The sequence below is a fragment of the Herbaspirillum sp. ST 5-3 genome, assembly GCF_004804275.1.
GTDB lineage: Bacteria > Pseudomonadota > Gammaproteobacteria > Burkholderiales > Burkholderiaceae_D > Noviherbaspirillum.
In genome coordinates this window covers 91,190-105,263 of sequence record NZ_STGI01000010.1, presented here as the reverse complement: position 1 = coordinate 105,263, position 14,074 = coordinate 91,190, and the positions used below count along the sequence as shown (strand labels likewise).

The window sequence follows — 14,074 nt, the reverse complement described above, 5'->3', positions numbered from 1 at the left end:
TTCACTGGTACCGAGGCAAAACAAACATGACTCTTACCGAATTGAAATACATCGTCGCCGTCGCGCGCGAGAAGCATTTCGGCCATGCTGCGGAGGCTTGCTTCGTCGCGCAACCGACCTTGTCGGTTGCGATCAAAAAACTGGAAGATGAACTTGGCGTGGTGATTTTTGAACGCGGCGGAATGGAAATCTCGATGACGCCGCTCGGTGCGCAAATTGTCGCGCAGGCAGAACGGGTGCTGGAGCAAACCGCCGCCATCAAGGAAATCGCGAAACAGAACAAGGATCCGCTGGCCGGCCCCTTGCGTCTCGGCGTGATTTATACGATCGCGCCCTACCTGCTGCCGCCGCTGGTGAAAACCATGATCGAGCAGGTGCCGCAAATGCCGCTGGTGCTGCAGGAAAACTTCACAGTGCGGCTCATCGAGTCCTTGCGCCAGGGCGAACTGGACGCGGCGATCATGGCCCTGCCATTCTCGGATCAGGGTTTGATGGTGCAAGCCTTGTACGACGAACCGTTTGTCGTTGCCCTGCCCAAACATCATGCATGGGCAAAGCGCGAATCGATCGGCGCGGAGGAACTGAAATCCGAAACCATGCTGCTGCTTGGCAACGGGCATTGCTTCCGCGACCAGGTGCTGGAAGTTTGCCCGGAGATGTCGCGCTTCTCCACGACTGGCGACGGCATCGCGCGCACTTTCGAGGGCTCATCGCTGGAAACCATCCGTCATATGGTCGCGTCGGGCATCGGCATCACGGTCCTGCCGAAGGCCTCCGTGCCGGACATGCAGACCAAGGACGGCATGCTGCGCTACATTCCTTTTTCGCCACCCGATCCGTCGCGCCGCGTCGTGATTGCCTGGCGCAAGAGTTTTACCCGCAAGGCGGCGATCGATGCGATACGCCAGGCTGTGCTGTCCTGCGACTTGCATGGCGTGACCATGCTGCATGACGCGGAGACCGCAGAGGCCATGGAAGCCTGACGCAAACAACGAGGCTGCCGTCGGCGAAGCAGGCTGCCTGCAACAGGCAGCCTATTTTCTTGTCTTCTCGAACTGCACCAGCAACTCGTTGCCGCGCTTGACCGCCGTGTCGAGCGCATCCTTTGCGGTCTTCTTGCCGCTCCATGCCAGTTCCAGCTCTTCATCGATGATGGCGCGAATCCGCACGAAATTGCCTAGACGTATGCCGCGCGATTTCGGCGTAGGCTTGACGAGCATTTGCCGAACGGCCACTTCCTGGCCGGGCGAATTTTCATAGAAACCCGATTTCTTCGTGAGCTCGTAGGCAGCCGTGGTCAGCGGCAGATAGCCGGTTTCCTGGTGCCACTTTGCCTGGATTTCCGGCCTGGACAGGAACTTGAAGAACCTGGCGACAGCTTTGTATTCGACGGTTTTCTTGCCGCTCATGACCCACAGCGAGGTGCCGCCGACGATCGTGTTTTGCGGCGCGCCATGCACTCTGGCGTAATACGGCAGCGCCGCGACGCCAAACCTGAATTTGGCATTCTTGCGGATGTTGGCATAGGCCGCACTGGAGGAAGTGAGCATCGCACACTCGCCGGAATAAAACATGGCTTCCGCTTCATTCCTGGGACCGGCATAGGTGAAGTAGCCCTGGCGTGCCCAGTTTGCCAGGGTGTCGATATGTTTCACGTGCAGAGGGCTGTTGAATTTGAGGCGGGAGTGATTGCCCGCGAACCCATTGTTCCCGGAGGCGAATTCCACGTTGTGCCAGGCCGAGAAATTCTCCAGATGCACCCACGATTGCCAGCCACTGGTGTAGGCGCATTCCTCGCCGCTGACTTTCAGCTTGGCCGCAGCCGACAGCACCTCCGGCCAAGTGACGGGCGCCTTGTCCGGGTCGAGTCCCGCTTTTGCGAACATGTCCTTGTTGTAATAGAACACGGCGGTCGAACTGTTGAACGGGAAGGACAGCATCGCCCCTTCCGGCGACATGTAGTAGCCGGCAAGCGCGGGCACATAGATTGAAGGATTGAATCTTTCACCGGCGATCTGCATCACCTTCGATACCGGAACGATGGCACCTTTCGAATGCAGCATGGCGGCGGTACCGACTTCCGGCACCTGAAGAATGTTCGGCGCCTTTCCCGCGCGATAGCCGGCAATGGCGGCCGTCATCGCTTCGTCGTAGCTCCCCTTGAAGACCGGCGTGATTTTATAGGCATGCTGACTCTTGTTGAATTTGTCGGCGAGTCCCGCAGCCCGGTCGCCGAGCGCGCCGGTCATGGAATGCCACCAGACGATTTCGGTTTTGGCGCAGGCAGATCCCGCCATCAGGGCGCACAGCGATCCTGCGACCAGCGACTTGATATGGCGGCGCATCTTTTCTCCTGCCCTTTTTGTGGACGCACGAAGGTGATATGACAGTTGCATAACGATAAACGAAACCATGCTCGCGACGCTTATAATTCGGTGTCAACGCGATTTCAGCGCAGCAATTTGAAACGCAGGAGCGAAGTTTAGCCCTTTCACAAGATTCTTTGTTGTCATTCCCTCTTTTCGTTTTCATTCATTCCACGACATGAACCGCCTTGCCCTGTATGCCCGCCTCGTCCGGCTCGACAAGCCGATCGGCATCCTGCTCCTGCTGTGGCCGACGCTGGCCGCCCTGTGGTTCGCCTCGCAAGGCAAACCGGACTGGAAGCTGGTGCTGATTTTCACGCTGGGGACGGTGCTGATGCGTTCGGCGGGTTGCGCGATCAACGACTTTGCCGACCGCGATTTCGACAAACATGTGAAGCGCACGGCAGAACGCCCCCTGACCAGCGGCAGGATCGCGCCGTGGGAGGCCGTCCTGGTCGCTGCGGTGCTCGCGCTGATTTCCTTTGCGTTGATCCTGCCACTCAATATGCTCACCAAGGAGCTGTCGGTGGCCGCCGTGCTGATTGCCGCAAGCTATCCGTATTTCAAGCGCTTCTTCGCGATTCCGCAGGCCTATCTTGGCATTGCGTTCGGCTTCGGCATTCCGATGGCCTTCGCCGCCGTCCTGAATACGGTGCCGCCGGCGGCGTGGCTGCTGCTTGCCGCCAACATCTTCTGGGCCATCGCCTACGATACCGAATACGCAATGGTCGATCGCGACGACGACCTGAAGATCGGCATCAAAACCTCCGCCATCACCTTCGGCCGCTTCGACGTGATGGCGGTCATGCTGTGCTATGCGATCACCTTTGCGATCATCCTGCTGGTCGGCTGGCAATATGGGCTGCGCGCCTGGTTCACGGGCGGAATGATTGTTGCCACCGCCTGCGCGCTGTATCACTACACGCTGATCCGCACACGGGACCGCATGGGCTGCTTCGCGGCGTTTCGCCACAACAACTGGCTCGGTGCTGCCTTCTTTGCAGGGATCGCTCTCGACTACGCGATGCGCTAGTGATCAGCCGACAGTGTTTGACACCGCGCAAAATCGCCATCCTCCCGTTGCTTACACTGCAAGAAGCGCATCTCAACCACAGGAGGCATGGCATGGAATCCAACGGACGCAGTATGGTGCGGGATCGTTTGCTCGACGATCTGAGGCTGGTGATCAAGGATGCGGAAGACCTGCTCAGAAACACCAGTCAGCAAGTCGACGACGGGTATCGCATGGCACGCGCCCGCTTCGAATCCACCTTGACCAGCGCCAAAAGCGGTTTGTCCTCACTGGAAGAAAGCATCAGCGCCGGCGCGCGTGACGCCATCGATACCACCGATCAATACGTACAGTCCCACCCTTGGCAGTCGGTCGGCGTCGGCGCCCTCGCCGGCCTGGTGATCGGCCTCTGGCTCGGCCGCCGCTGACAGCATGGTGATTGCAGAATCGGTAGCGCGGCTGGCGGCCACGCTGCTTGCCGTTGTCCAGACGCGCGTGGAACTGGCGGCGACAGAAGTCGAGGAAGAATCGCTGCGCTATTTTTCCTATCTGCTGATGTCGCTCGCGGCGATGTTTTGTCTTGGCATCGCCGTGGTGCTCGCCGTCTTTCTGGCCGTGATCCTGTACTGGGACACGCATCGCATCGGCATCTTGCTGACGCTCATCGCATTGTTCGGGCTTGCCGGCGCGATGATCGGATTGCGCGTGCAGCGGCAGTTCCGGGTGAAGCCGAAACTGCTGGGACACACGATGACCGAGTTGTCGCGCGATACCGAAGCGCTGCAGCCGCCGCTATGAGAACACGCGCCGAAATGCTGGCAGCGCGGCGGCAGCGCCTGATCGCCGAATGCCTCCTGCAGCGCGCCGATCTGGCGCTGCAAATCGAACCGCTGACCCATAACCTGAACTCGGTCGAGGTCGGCTTGCGGATTGTCGATCGTGTCCGGCAGCATCCCGGATGGATCGCCGCTGCGGCAGTGGGCCTGATCGCCATCCGGCCACGCCGCCTGTCATCTGTCCTGCGGCTGGGATCGGCCGGCTTGCGCACATGGCGAATGCTCCGGCCGAGCCTGCAATTGCTGCTGCCGGGTTAAACAATTCGTCAGTCCTGCCCGAATTCTTCGCCCAGCTCCTTGCCACGCGAGGCAGCGGCTTTCAGCGCCTTGACGATCGCGCCCTTGACGTCGCTTGCATCCATGCTGGTCAAGGCGGCGTAAGTAGTGCCGCCTTTGGATGTCACCCGCTCGCGCAATGTCGACACCGGCTCGGTCGATTGCGCCGCCAGCTGCGATGCGCCGACGAAGGTGGCGATCGCAAGCTGGGTGCCCTGCTCGGCAGTCAGTCCCATTTCCTGCGCTGCCTGCTGCATCGCTTCAATGAAGTAGAAAACATAGGCGGGGCCGCTTCCGGAGACGGCGGTCACGGGGTCGATCAGTCCTTCGTCATCCAGCCACACTGTCGCGCCTACCGCACGCATGATCGCGTCAGCCGCATCCCGCTGCGCAGTCGACACGCCGGATAATGCCACCATGCCGGTGATGCCCTTGCCGATCAAGGCCGGGGTGTTGGGCATGGTGCGCACGATCGCGCTGTAACCGTTCAGCCAGCGCGACAAGTCGAGTGCGCGAATGCCTGCTGCAATCGACAGCACCAGTTGCGACCGGATGTGCGCTCTCAACTGCGCGATCACTTCCTTCATCTGTTGCGGCTTGACTGCCAGCACGACAACGTCGGTGTCGGCCAGCGCGCTATCGATCTGTTGAGACGTGCTCACGCCGAACTGCTGCTGCAATTTGCGCAAGGCGTCCGCATTGACATCGACGACGTGAATGTTTTCTCCCGCGGTCAGCTTGCCGGCCAGACCGCCGATGAGCGCGGTCGCCATGTTGCCGCCGCCGATGAATGCGATTTTCAGGTTATTTTGCATAGTGTCGTTGTCCAAAGATTGCCGTTCCAATTCTGACGATGGTTGCACCTCCCTCGACCGCGGCGACGAGGTCGGCCGACATGCCCATCGATAGCGTGTCCATGTCGAGTCCATGCGCACGCAACTCGTCCAGCAGCATGCGCACCTTCCGGAACGGGACGCGCTGCCTGTCGATGTCGCCCTCCGGTTCCGGGATTGCCATCAATCCGCGCAGCTTCAGCCGCGGCAGATCCGCCACCCGTTTTGCCAGTTCCAGTACTTCGTCGGGCGCGACGCCGCTCTTGCTGGCCTCTCCGCTGATGTTGACCTGCAGGCAGATGTTCAAGGGCGGCAGATGCGCTGGCCGCTGCTCGGACAAGCGCTGCGCGATCTTTTCGCGCTCGACCGAATGCACCCAGTCGAAATGCTCCGCGATCGGCCGCGTCTTGTTGCTCTGGATGGGGCCGATGAAGTGCCATTCCAGCAACAAGTCTGGCCGCGCGACATGCACCGCGCTCATCTTGTCGAGCGCCTCCTGCAAGTAGTTTTCGCCAAAGGCGCGCTGGCCCGCCTGCGCCGCGGCGATGACCGCGTCCGCGCCGAAGGTCTTCGACACCGCCAGCAGGCGAACCTCGCGCGGGTCGCGTCCTGCCTCGCGCGCGGCTGTGGTAATACGTTCCTCTACGGCTTGCAAGTTGTCGGAGATTGAGGACATAATCAGTTAGCTTAGGGCAACACCTTGCCGGTATTGCATCAATATTGTCACTGCGGCTTACGCCAGCCTGGGATTATAAATGGACATTTCTGAACTTCTCGCCTTTGCCGTCAAGAACGGCGCATCCGACCTGCACCTGTCCGCCGGCTTGCCGCCGATGATACGCGTGCATGGCGACGTGCGTCGCATCAATTTGCCGCCGCTGGAGCACCGCGATGTGCACGGCATGATCTATGACATCATGAACGACGGCCAGCGCAAGGCGTACGAAGAAGTGCTCGAATGCGACTTTTCGTTTGCCATTCCGGGCCTGGCGCGCTTCCGCGTGAACGCATTCAACCAGGACCGCGGTGCGGCGGCCGTGCTGCGTACCATTCCGTCGAAAGTGCTGACGCTGGAACAACTGAATGCGCCGAAGATTTTCACCGAGCTGGCATTGAAGCCGCGCGGCCTGGTGCTGGTGACCGGCCCGACCGGCTCCGGCAAATCGACCACACTGGCGGCGATGATCAATCATCTGAACGAAACCGAATACGGCCACATCCTGACCGTGGAAGATCCGATCGAATTCGTGCACGAATCGAAGAAATGCCTGATCAACCAGCGTGAAGTCGGTCCGCACACCATGTCCTTCCAGAACGCGCTGCGCTCCGCCCTGCGTGAAGACCCGGACGCGATCCTGGTCGGCGAATTGCGCGACCTGGAAACCATTCGCCTTGCGATGACGGCGGCCGAAACCGGCCACCTTGTGTTCGGTACGCTGCACACCTCATCGGCGGCAAAGACCATCGACCGTATCGTCGACGTGTTCCCGGCGGAAGAAAAGGAAATGATTCGCGCGATGCTGTCGGAATCGCTGCAAGCAGTCATCTCGCAGACGCTGCTGAAAACCAAGGACGGCAGCGGTCGCGTCGCCGCGCACGAGATCATGCTGGGCACGCCCGCGATCCGCAACCTGATCCGCGAAGCCAAAGTGGCGCAGATGTATTCCACGATTCAGACCGGCAGCAACATCGGCATGCAGACGCTGGACCAGAATCTGACCGACCTGGTACGGCGCAATGTGATTTCGCCGGCCGCCGCACGCGCTGCCGCCAAGATTCCGGAAAACTTCCCGGGCTGAAATCGATCAAGATCAACACCAAGGCGGGCGATGAGCCCGCAACGACGAAGGAAGAACCATGGAACGGGACCAGGCCACGAAATTCATGCACGATCTGCTGCGGCTGATGCTCAGCAAGAACGGCTCCGACCTTTTCATCACCGCCGATTTCCCGCCGGCATTCAAGATCGACGGCAAGATGACACCGGTCTCGAACCAGCCGCTCACGCCCACGCATACCGTCGAACTGGCGCGCGCCATCATGAACGACAAGCAGGCTGCGGAATTCGAAGCGAGCAAGGAGTGCAATTTCGCGATCAGTCCCGGCGGCCTCGGGCGCTTCCGCGTGTCGGCATTCGTGCAGCAGGGCCGTGTCGGCATGGTGCTGCGGACCATCACCACCACGATTCCGAAACTGGAAGACCTGGGCGTGCCGGAGGTGCTGAAGGAAGTGGCGATGACCAAGCGCGGGCTGGTGATCATGGTGGGCGCGACCGGCTCGGGCAAATCCACCACGTTGGCCGGCATGGTTGGTTATCGCAATGAAAACAGCTACGGTCACATCATCACGATTGAAGACCCGGTCGAATACGTGCACCCGCACAAGAACTGCATCGTCACGCAACGCGAAGTCGGCGTCGATACGGCCGACTGGTTCACCGCACTGAAGAACACACTGCGCCAGGCGCCCGACGTGATTCTGATCGGCGAGATCCGCGACCGCGAGACCATGGATTACGCGATCGCGTTTGCCGAAACCGGCCACCTCTGTCTTGCCACGCTGCACGCCAACAGCGCGAACCAGGCGCTGGACCGGATCATCAACTTCTTCCCGGAAGAACGCCGTCAGCAACTCCTGATGGATTTGTCGCTCAACCTGAAGGGATTGATTTCACAACGTCTCGTCCCCTTGAAAGATATCAAGGGGCGCTGCGCCGCAGTCGAGATAATGTTGAACTCGCCGCTGATTTCCGACCTGATCTTCAAGGGCGAGGTGCATGAAATCAAGGAAATCATGAAGAAGTCGCGCGAGCTCGGCATGCAGACTTTCGACCAGGCACTGTTCGACCTCTACGAGGCCGGCAAGATTTCCTACGAAGACGCGCTGCGCAATGCCGACTCGGTCAATGACCTGCGCCTGACCATCAAGCTGCAGGGCAAGGACGCGAAGGGCCGCGACCTGAGCAAGGGAACCGAACATCTGGGAATCGTGTGACGACTGTTTACGACTTCAACGCAACAAGCCTCGACGGCAAGCCGGTCGATCTGAAAAAGTATCGCGGCAAGGTCCTGCTGATCGTCAATACGGCGAGCAATTGCGGCTTCACGCCGCAATACAAGGGACTGGAAGCCGTCTATGAGCAGTTCAAGGACAAGGGCGTGGAAGTGCTCGGCTTTCCCTGCAATCAGTTCGGCGCGCAGGAGCCCGGCACAGCGGATGAAATCGGTGCTTTCTGCGAGAAGAATTATGGCGTCAGCTTCCCGCTCTTCGACAAGATCGATGTGAACGGCGCCAATGCGCATCCGCTCTTCAAGCACTTGAAGAGCGAGGCGCGCGGACTCATGGGCTCGGAAGCAATCAAATGGAATTTCACCAAGTTCCTGGTGAGGAAGGATGGCACGGTGTACAAGCGTTACGCACCGCAGACCGAGCCGAAGGAATTGATGCGGGATATCGAGAAGCTACTCGCTGAATAAAACAAATGGGCGTCATCCGCCCATTTGCCCACTCCCTTTCCCCTTGTTGGCAGCGCATTGTCAGTTGCGCACATGCCCGTCAGGCTTCTTCCCTTTAACGAAACCGAATGCAAACGCCTCAACGACAACCAACACAACCAAGGATCCGATAACAACGACTGGTACGATACTCATGATGCTTCCTTTCAACGATCAACCTGCTTGATCACAGTATAGGGAGGCACCAGTCATCAATCCAATCACGATTCATCATGGCAATTATTCGCAGCCGGAATATCAGCGAGCCGCGAGCAATGCCTTGTCGATCAATTCAATCCAGTGTTTGACCGGCGTCTCGGTCCCCGATTGCAGGTGCGTGAGGCAGCCGATATTGGCGGACACGATCATCTCCGGCCTGGTCGCTTCCAGGTTCGCAATCTTGTTGTCGCGCAGCTTGTAGGCCAGCTCCGGCTGGGTGACCGAATAAGTGCCTGCGGAGCCGCAGCAAAGGTGGCTATCCTTGCACAGGCTGACGTCGACACCCACCGCGCGCAATACTCCTTCCACCTTGCCGCGAATCTGCTGGCCGTGTTGCAAGCTGCACGGTGGGTGATAGGCAACGCGCTGCTTGATTTTCCCATCCAGCTTCTGCTGCAATGCCTGCTCGAAGGGCGGCAGGATTTCACTCAGGTCTTTCGTCAGTTCCGAAATGCGTTTCGCCTTCGCCGCGTACTTCTCGTCATGCGCAAGCAGATGGCCGTATTCCTTGACCGTCACGCCGCAACCCGAGGCCGTCATCACGATTGCTTCAACACCGCCTTCCACGTAGGGCCACCATGCGTCGATATTGTTGCGCATGTCGTTGAGGCCGCCATCCTGATCATTCATGTGAAAACGGATCGCGCCGCAGCAGCCTTCCTTCGGCGCCACGATCAATTGCACGCCGAGCGCGTCCAGCACGCGTGCGGTGGCGGCATTGATATTGGGTGCCATCGCAGGCTGCACGCAGCCGTCGAGCAGCAGCATCTTGCGCGCGTGTTCCGCCTTCGGCCAAGTGCCGGCGCTCTGCCGCGCGGGGACCTTGTTGCGCAGGGACTTGGGCAGCAAGGGCCGCATCAGCTGGCCGGTCTTCATCGCGGGCGTGAACAACCATTTGCGCGGCAAGGCTTCCTTCAATACCGCGCGCACGATGCGTTGCGACATGGGGCGCTTCACCTGCTCTTCGACGATCTTGCGGCCGATGTCGACCAGGCGGCCGTATTGCACACCCGACGGGCAGGTCGATTCGCAATTGCGGCAGGTCAGGCAACGATCCAGGTGGGATAGCGTCTTGGCGGTGGCCGGCTTGCCTTCGAGAACCTGCTTGATCAGGTAGATACGGCCGCGCGGGCCGTCGAGTTCATCGCCGAGCAACTGATACGTTGGGCAGGTGGCGGTGCAAAATCCGCAGTGCACGCACTTGCGAAGGATCGCGTCGGCTTCATCACCGGCGCGCGTGTTCCTGATGAAATCAGCGAGATTGGTTTGCATGGTCAAAACTCTTTGTACATCCGTCCCGGATTGAATATGCCGGACGGATCAAATGCATTCTTGAGATTGCGATGAACCCTGGCGAGCGGCGGCACCAGCGGATGAAAGACGCCGACGCTCTTGTCGCCGCCGCGGAACAGTGTCGCGTGGCCGCCGACTTGCGTGACCACCGAGCGGATCGTGGCCGCATCGAGCTCCGTTCTCAACCAGCGTTGCGCGCCGCCCCATTCGATCAGGTGCTCGCCTTCCAGCGCCAGCGGCGGAATGGTCGACGGCACCGACAGGCGCCACAAGGCAGTCGGGCCATTGGTCGCGCTGAAGTACTGATTGCTGTGGTCGCGCAGCTCATTCCAGAACACATCCGCCTGCGCCTCCTCTTCGCCGCCCATTTTTTGCATGGCCGCCTTGACCGCTGACTCGGCACCGGACAAGCGCACGATGAGCACGCCGCCATGCCAGGCACTGGCGGAAATCGGCAGCGGCTGGCCGCCCCATTTGTTGAGTTGCTCGATGGATTCGGTCTTGCGCATTTCGAAGCGCAGCGTGGTTTCGTGGAAGGGCTTGGGCAGCACCTTCAAGGACACTTCCAGGATCAGGCCGAGCATGCCGAGCGAACCGACGAGCATGCGCGAGACGTCATAACCGGCGACGTTCTTCATCACCTGACCGCCGAAGCGCAGCATCTCGCCATTGCCATCCATGAGCACGGCGCCGAGCACAAAGTCGCGCACCGCGCCAACCGCCTGACGGCGCGGGCCCGACAGGCCGGCGGCGATCACGCCGCCGATGGTGGAATCGGGGCTGAAGCGCGGCGGCTCGAAGGCGAGCATCTGATTGCGCTCGGCGAGCGCGGCCTCGATCTCGGCCAGAGGCGTGCCGCAGCGCGCCGTGATCACCAGTTCGGTCGGTTCGTAGGCAACGATGCCTGAATACGCACGCGTGTCGAGGAGCTCGCCTTGCAAGTCCTGGCCATACCAGTCCTTGCTGCCGCCACCGCGAATGCGCAGCGGAGTCTTGCTGACCGATGCCGAGGCGATCCGGTCGCGGAATTGTTGCAATGCCTGATCCATAAGATTCTCTAAAAACGCGGAAGATGCGCAAACTTCATTTGTCCGCCGCTCACGCGCATCTTGCCGAACTCGGCACAACGGTTCAGCGTCGGGATCGCCTTGTCGGGGTTCAACAGGAATGCTGCGTCGAAGGCACGCTTGACTGCGACGAATGCCTCCAGTTCCTTCGGCGAGAACTGCACGCACATCGAATTGATCTTCTCGATGCCCACGCCATGTTCGCCGGTAATGGTGCCGCCGACCTTCACGCACAATTCGAGGATGTCGGCGCCGAATGCCTCGGCGCGCTCAAACTCGCCGGGCTTGTTGGCATCGAACAGGATCAGCGGATGCAGATTGCCGTCGCCGGCATGGAAGACGTTGGCGCAGCGCAGGCCATACTTGCCTTCCATCTCGGTAATCGCGATCAGGACTTCGGCCAGGCGCTTGCGCGGAATGGTGCCGTCCATGCAGTAGTAGTCGGGTGAAATGCGTCCTGCGGCGGGGAAGGCGTTCTTGCGGCCGGACCAGAACTTCAGGCGCTCTGCCTCGTTCTGCGACACTGCGATGGCGGTCGCGCCGGAGGACTTCAACACCTCGCTCATGCGGGCAATTTCCTCTTCCACCTCCTCCGGCATGCCATCGGATTCGCACAGCAGGATCGCTGCCGCTTCGGTGTCATAGCCGGCATTCACGAAAGGCTCGACCATGCGCGAGGATGTCCTGTCCATCATCTCCAGCCCGGCGGGGATGATGCCTGCCGCAATCACCTCGGCGACCGCGTCGCCGCCCTTCACCACGTCGTCGAAGGACGCCATGATCACGCGTGCCGATTGCGGCTTCGGCACCAGCTTGACGGTCACCTCGGTGACCACGCCAAGCATGCCTTCGGAGCCGATGAATACCGCCAGCAGATCGAGTCCGGCCGCATCCAATGCCTCGCTGCCAAGTTCAACCACCTCGCCCTCGATGGTGACCATGCGCACACGCAATACGTTGTGGACCGTCAAGCCGTATTTCAGGCAGTGCACGCCACCGGAGTTTTCCGCGACGTTGCCGCCGATCGTGCAGGCGATCTGCGACGAGGGATCGGGCGCGTAGTACAAGTCGTACGCAGCGGCCGCGTCGGAAATCGCGAGGTTGCGCACGCCCGGCTGCACCACCGCGGTACGGGAATATGGGTCGAGCTTGACGATCTTGTTGAACCTGGCGGTCGAGAGCACCACGCCATCGGCAATCGGCATCGCGCCACCCGAGAGACCGGTGCCTGCACCGCGCGGCACGATCGGCACCTTGAGTTCGCGGCAGGTGTTGAGGATGGCAATCACCTGCGCCTCGGTCTGGGGCAGGACCACCACCATCGGCAACTGGCGATACGCCGCAAGGCCGTCGCATTCATAAGGCCGGGTGTCTTCTTCATTGAACAACACGCACGCTTCGGGCAGAAGTGCGCGCAGGGCGCTGACGACTTCGCGCTGACGTTCGATTGTGAATTGAATCTGGGAGGGGGCGTTCATGTCCTGTTCCTGACTGGTTCGGCTCGCAAGAGTGTAGCGAAATCCCTTGCCGACGGGTGCTTATTGCATCGCTTATGCGCCTGAAAAGCTTTGCCCCGTGCGGTGAATATTTTTCAGGCGAGTCGCCGTGCACAATCTGACGGCTTGCCATTTCTGCATGACCAAGAGTCGGCCAGCACAATTATGCGCGGAATGATGCAAGCCTGCATCGCGCCGAGAAAGCTTTCGGCCGCACTTGTTGAAACGATATCAAGCTCTGTTCGCCGCAGGACAGCCAAGGCTCCGGCGAAGCGCGATGCGAATTCACGCCGTGCGGAACGTTTTCAGCAGCCAGTCGACGAAAGCGCCGACCTCGGGCCGATCGCGCACATGCTGCTCATACACCACGTAATACGCATGCGGCGGTGTTTTCAAGGCGATATTGGGGAACACCTGCACCACCTCGCCACTGGCTATCTGATTCTGCGCGAAGTGTTGCCGCGTCAGTCCGACACCAAGGCCGTGCCGCACCGCTTCCAGCAGCAAGCCGAGGTCGTCGAAGCGCAGGCCGACCGAGGGCTCAGGCCAATCCAGGCCCGCGACTTCAAACCAGGGTTGCCAGGGTTCAAGCGCCGAGCGCAGCAGCGTCGCCTTTTGAAGATCGGCCGGCACTTTCAGGCCGCCGATCTTCTCCAGGTACTTGGGATTGGCGACGGTGAAGGTCGGTTCCTCGAACAGTTTTTCAGTCACGATATCCGGATACTTGCCGGCGCCGAAACGCACCTCGACGTCGCTCTCCGACAGGCTCAAGTCGTACAACGGCACCGACAGGAAAAGCTCGATCACGATTTCCGGATGCAAGTTGGAGAATTCTTCGAGGCGCGGCACCAGCAGGCATCGCGCAAACGTCGGCGGCACCGTGACCTTGATGCGCGGTTGTGCAGGCGCGCTCCGGTGCGGCAAGGGGAAATCGGTCAAGGTACGCAGCGCCGCCTTCACCACATCCAGATAGCGCCGCCCGAACTCGGACAGACTGACCGCCCGGCCATCGCGCAGGAACAAGCGTTCACCGACAAAGTCCTCCAGCAAGCGTATGCGGTGCGACAAGGCCGAGGGCGTGATGCACAACTCTTCGGCAGCGACAGCGAAGGAACCGTGACGGGCTGCCGCTTCGAAGGCGGACAGGGCATGAACCGGAGGGAGGCGTATAGCCATAATGAA

The 14,074-nt window shown here is 60.4% G+C and carries 15 protein-coding genes; 8 read left to right on the top strand and 7 right to left on the bottom strand.

Annotated elements, in window-relative coordinates; translation table 11 throughout:
• Nucleotides 1–26: 26 nt before the first annotated feature.
• On the top strand, nt 27–983 hold the full coding sequence (locus E6W33_RS18775) for a hydrogen peroxide-inducible genes activator (protein ID WP_136418852.1): 957 nt from the start codon (nt 27–29) through the stop codon (nt 981–983).
• Between the two features lie 51 nt (nt 984–1,034).
• Here E6W33_RS18775 and ugpB read toward each other — a convergent pair whose 3' ends face one another.
• Nucleotides 1,035–2,345: a sn-glycerol-3-phosphate ABC transporter substrate-binding protein UgpB gene (ugpB, locus tag E6W33_RS18770; protein WP_136418851.1), complete on the bottom strand. Its 1,311-nt coding sequence runs from the start codon at nt 2,343–2,345 to the stop codon at nt 1,035–1,037.
• A gap of 199 nt (nt 2,346–2,544) precedes the next feature.
• Here ugpB and ubiA point away from each other — a divergent pair, with 199 nt between their 5' ends.
• From ubiA to E6W33_RS18750, 4 genes are all read left to right on the top strand, one after another.
• Entirely contained in the window at nt 2,545–3,399 is an 855-nt protein-coding gene (ubiA, locus tag E6W33_RS18765; RefSeq protein WP_136418850.1) for a 4-hydroxybenzoate octaprenyltransferase, read from the top strand.
• 92 nt (nt 3,400–3,491) lie between these two features.
• Nucleotides 3,492–3,806: a DUF883 family protein gene (locus E6W33_RS18760; RefSeq protein ID WP_136418849.1), complete on the top strand. Its 315-nt coding sequence runs from the start codon at nt 3,492–3,494 to the stop codon at nt 3,804–3,806.
• A gap of 4 nt (nt 3,807–3,810) precedes the next feature.
• Complete coding sequence (locus E6W33_RS18755) at nt 3,811–4,176, top strand: phage holin family protein (RefSeq protein WP_136418848.1); 366 nt, start codon at nt 3,811–3,813, stop codon at nt 4,174–4,176.
• Complete coding sequence (locus E6W33_RS18750; RefSeq protein ID WP_136418847.1) at nt 4,173–4,472, top strand: YqjK family protein; 300 nt, start codon at nt 4,173–4,175, stop codon at nt 4,470–4,472. The genes E6W33_RS18755 and E6W33_RS18750 overlap by 4 nt, the downstream gene beginning before the upstream one ends.
• Before the next feature lie 8 nt (nt 4,473–4,480).
• Here the strand turns inward: E6W33_RS18750 and proC are convergent, their stop codons facing one another.
• A complete protein-coding gene (gene proC / locus E6W33_RS18745; protein WP_136418846.1) occupies nt 4,481–5,305 on the bottom strand; it encodes a pyrroline-5-carboxylate reductase in 825 nt (274 codons plus the stop codon).
• On the bottom strand, nt 5,295–5,999 hold the full coding sequence (locus E6W33_RS18740; protein WP_136418845.1) for a YggS family pyridoxal phosphate-dependent enzyme: 705 nt from the start codon (nt 5,997–5,999) through the stop codon (nt 5,295–5,297). The genes proC and E6W33_RS18740 overlap by 11 nt, the downstream gene beginning before the upstream one ends.
• A gap of 79 nt (nt 6,000–6,078) precedes the next feature.
• Between E6W33_RS18740 and E6W33_RS18735 the strand changes: the two genes are divergently transcribed.
• The 3 genes from E6W33_RS18735 to E6W33_RS18725 are packed head-to-tail and all read left to right on the top strand — an operon-like array spanning nt 6,079 to nt 8,799.
• Nucleotides 6,079–7,122: a type IV pilus twitching motility protein PilT gene (locus tag E6W33_RS18735; RefSeq protein ID WP_136418844.1), complete on the top strand. Its 1,044-nt coding sequence runs from the start codon at nt 6,079–6,081 to the stop codon at nt 7,120–7,122.
• Nucleotides 7,123–7,180: 58 nt separating this feature from the next.
• On the top strand, nt 7,181–8,317 hold the full coding sequence (locus E6W33_RS18730) for a PilT/PilU family type 4a pilus ATPase (protein ID WP_136418843.1): 1,137 nt from the start codon (nt 7,181–7,183) through the stop codon (nt 8,315–8,317).
• Nucleotides 8,314–8,799, top strand: a complete 486-nt coding sequence (locus E6W33_RS18725; protein ID WP_136418842.1) for a glutathione peroxidase — start codon at nt 8,314–8,316, stop codon at nt 8,797–8,799. Before E6W33_RS18730 ends, E6W33_RS18725 begins: the two co-directional genes overlap by 4 nt.
• 276 nt (nt 8,800–9,075) lie before the next feature.
• Here E6W33_RS18725 and glcF read toward each other — a convergent pair whose 3' ends face one another.
• The 4 genes from glcF to E6W33_RS18705 all read right to left on the bottom strand — a co-directional run bounded on the left by glcF (nt 9,076) and on the right by E6W33_RS18705 (nt 14,068).
• The gene (gene glcF / locus E6W33_RS18720) at nt 9,076–10,308 is read right to left on the bottom strand and encodes a glycolate oxidase subunit GlcF (RefSeq protein ID WP_136418841.1); all 1,233 of its coding nucleotides are present in this window, start codon (nt 10,306–10,308) and stop codon (nt 9,076–9,078) included.
• A 2-nt stretch (nt 10,309–10,310) separates the two neighbouring features.
• A complete protein-coding gene (gene glcE, locus E6W33_RS18715) occupies nt 10,311–11,378 on the bottom strand; it encodes a glycolate oxidase subunit GlcE (RefSeq protein ID WP_136418840.1) in 1,068 nt (355 codons plus the stop codon).
• An 8-nt stretch (nt 11,379–11,386) separates the two neighbouring features.
• A complete protein-coding gene (locus E6W33_RS18710) occupies nt 11,387–12,874 on the bottom strand; it encodes an FAD-linked oxidase C-terminal domain-containing protein (protein ID WP_136418839.1) in 1,488 nt (495 codons plus the stop codon).
• 303 nt (nt 12,875–13,177) lie between these two features.
• Entirely contained in the window at nt 13,178–14,068 is an 891-nt protein-coding gene (locus E6W33_RS18705) for a LysR substrate-binding domain-containing protein (protein WP_136418838.1), read from the bottom strand.
• Nucleotides 14,069–14,074 lie beyond the last annotated feature (6 nt).

Coding starts and splice junctions, on each gene's coding strand:
- E6W33_RS18775 (WP_136418852.1), top strand. CDS start 27: ATGACTCTTACCGAATTGAAATACATCGTCGCCGTCGCGCGCGAGAAG.
- ugpB (WP_136418851.1), bottom strand. CDS start 2,345: ATGCGCCGCCATATCAAGTCGCTGGTCGCAGGATCGCTGTGCGCCCTG.
- ubiA (WP_136418850.1), top strand. CDS start 2,545: ATGAACCGCCTTGCCCTGTATGCCCGCCTCGTCCGGCTCGACAAGCCG.
- E6W33_RS18760 (WP_136418849.1), top strand. CDS start 3,492: ATGGAATCCAACGGACGCAGTATGGTGCGGGATCGTTTGCTCGACGAT.
- E6W33_RS18755 (WP_136418848.1), top strand. CDS start 3,811: ATGGTGATTGCAGAATCGGTAGCGCGGCTGGCGGCCACGCTGCTTGCC.
- E6W33_RS18750 (WP_136418847.1), top strand. CDS start 4,173: ATGAGAACACGCGCCGAAATGCTGGCAGCGCGGCGGCAGCGCCTGATC.
- proC (WP_136418846.1), bottom strand. CDS start 5,305: ATGCAAAATAACCTGAAAATCGCATTCATCGGCGGCGGCAACATGGCG.
- E6W33_RS18740 (WP_136418845.1), bottom strand. CDS start 5,999: ATGTCCTCAATCTCCGACAACTTGCAAGCCGTAGAGGAACGTATTACC.
- E6W33_RS18735 (WP_136418844.1), top strand. CDS start 6,079: ATGGACATTTCTGAACTTCTCGCCTTTGCCGTCAAGAACGGCGCATCC.
- E6W33_RS18730 (WP_136418843.1), top strand. CDS start 7,181: ATGGAACGGGACCAGGCCACGAAATTCATGCACGATCTGCTGCGGCTG.
- glcF (WP_136418841.1), bottom strand. CDS start 10,308: ATGCAAACCAATCTCGCTGATTTCATCAGGAACACGCGCGCCGGTGAT.
- glcE (WP_136418840.1), bottom strand. CDS start 11,378: ATGGATCAGGCATTGCAACAATTCCGCGACCGGATCGCCTCGGCATCG.
- E6W33_RS18710 (WP_136418839.1), bottom strand. CDS start 12,874: ATGAACGCCCCCTCCCAGATTCAATTCACAATCGAACGTCAGCGCGAA.
- E6W33_RS18705 (WP_136418838.1), bottom strand. CDS start 14,068: ATGGCTATACGCCTCCCTCCGGTTCATGCCCTGTCCGCCTTCGAAGCG.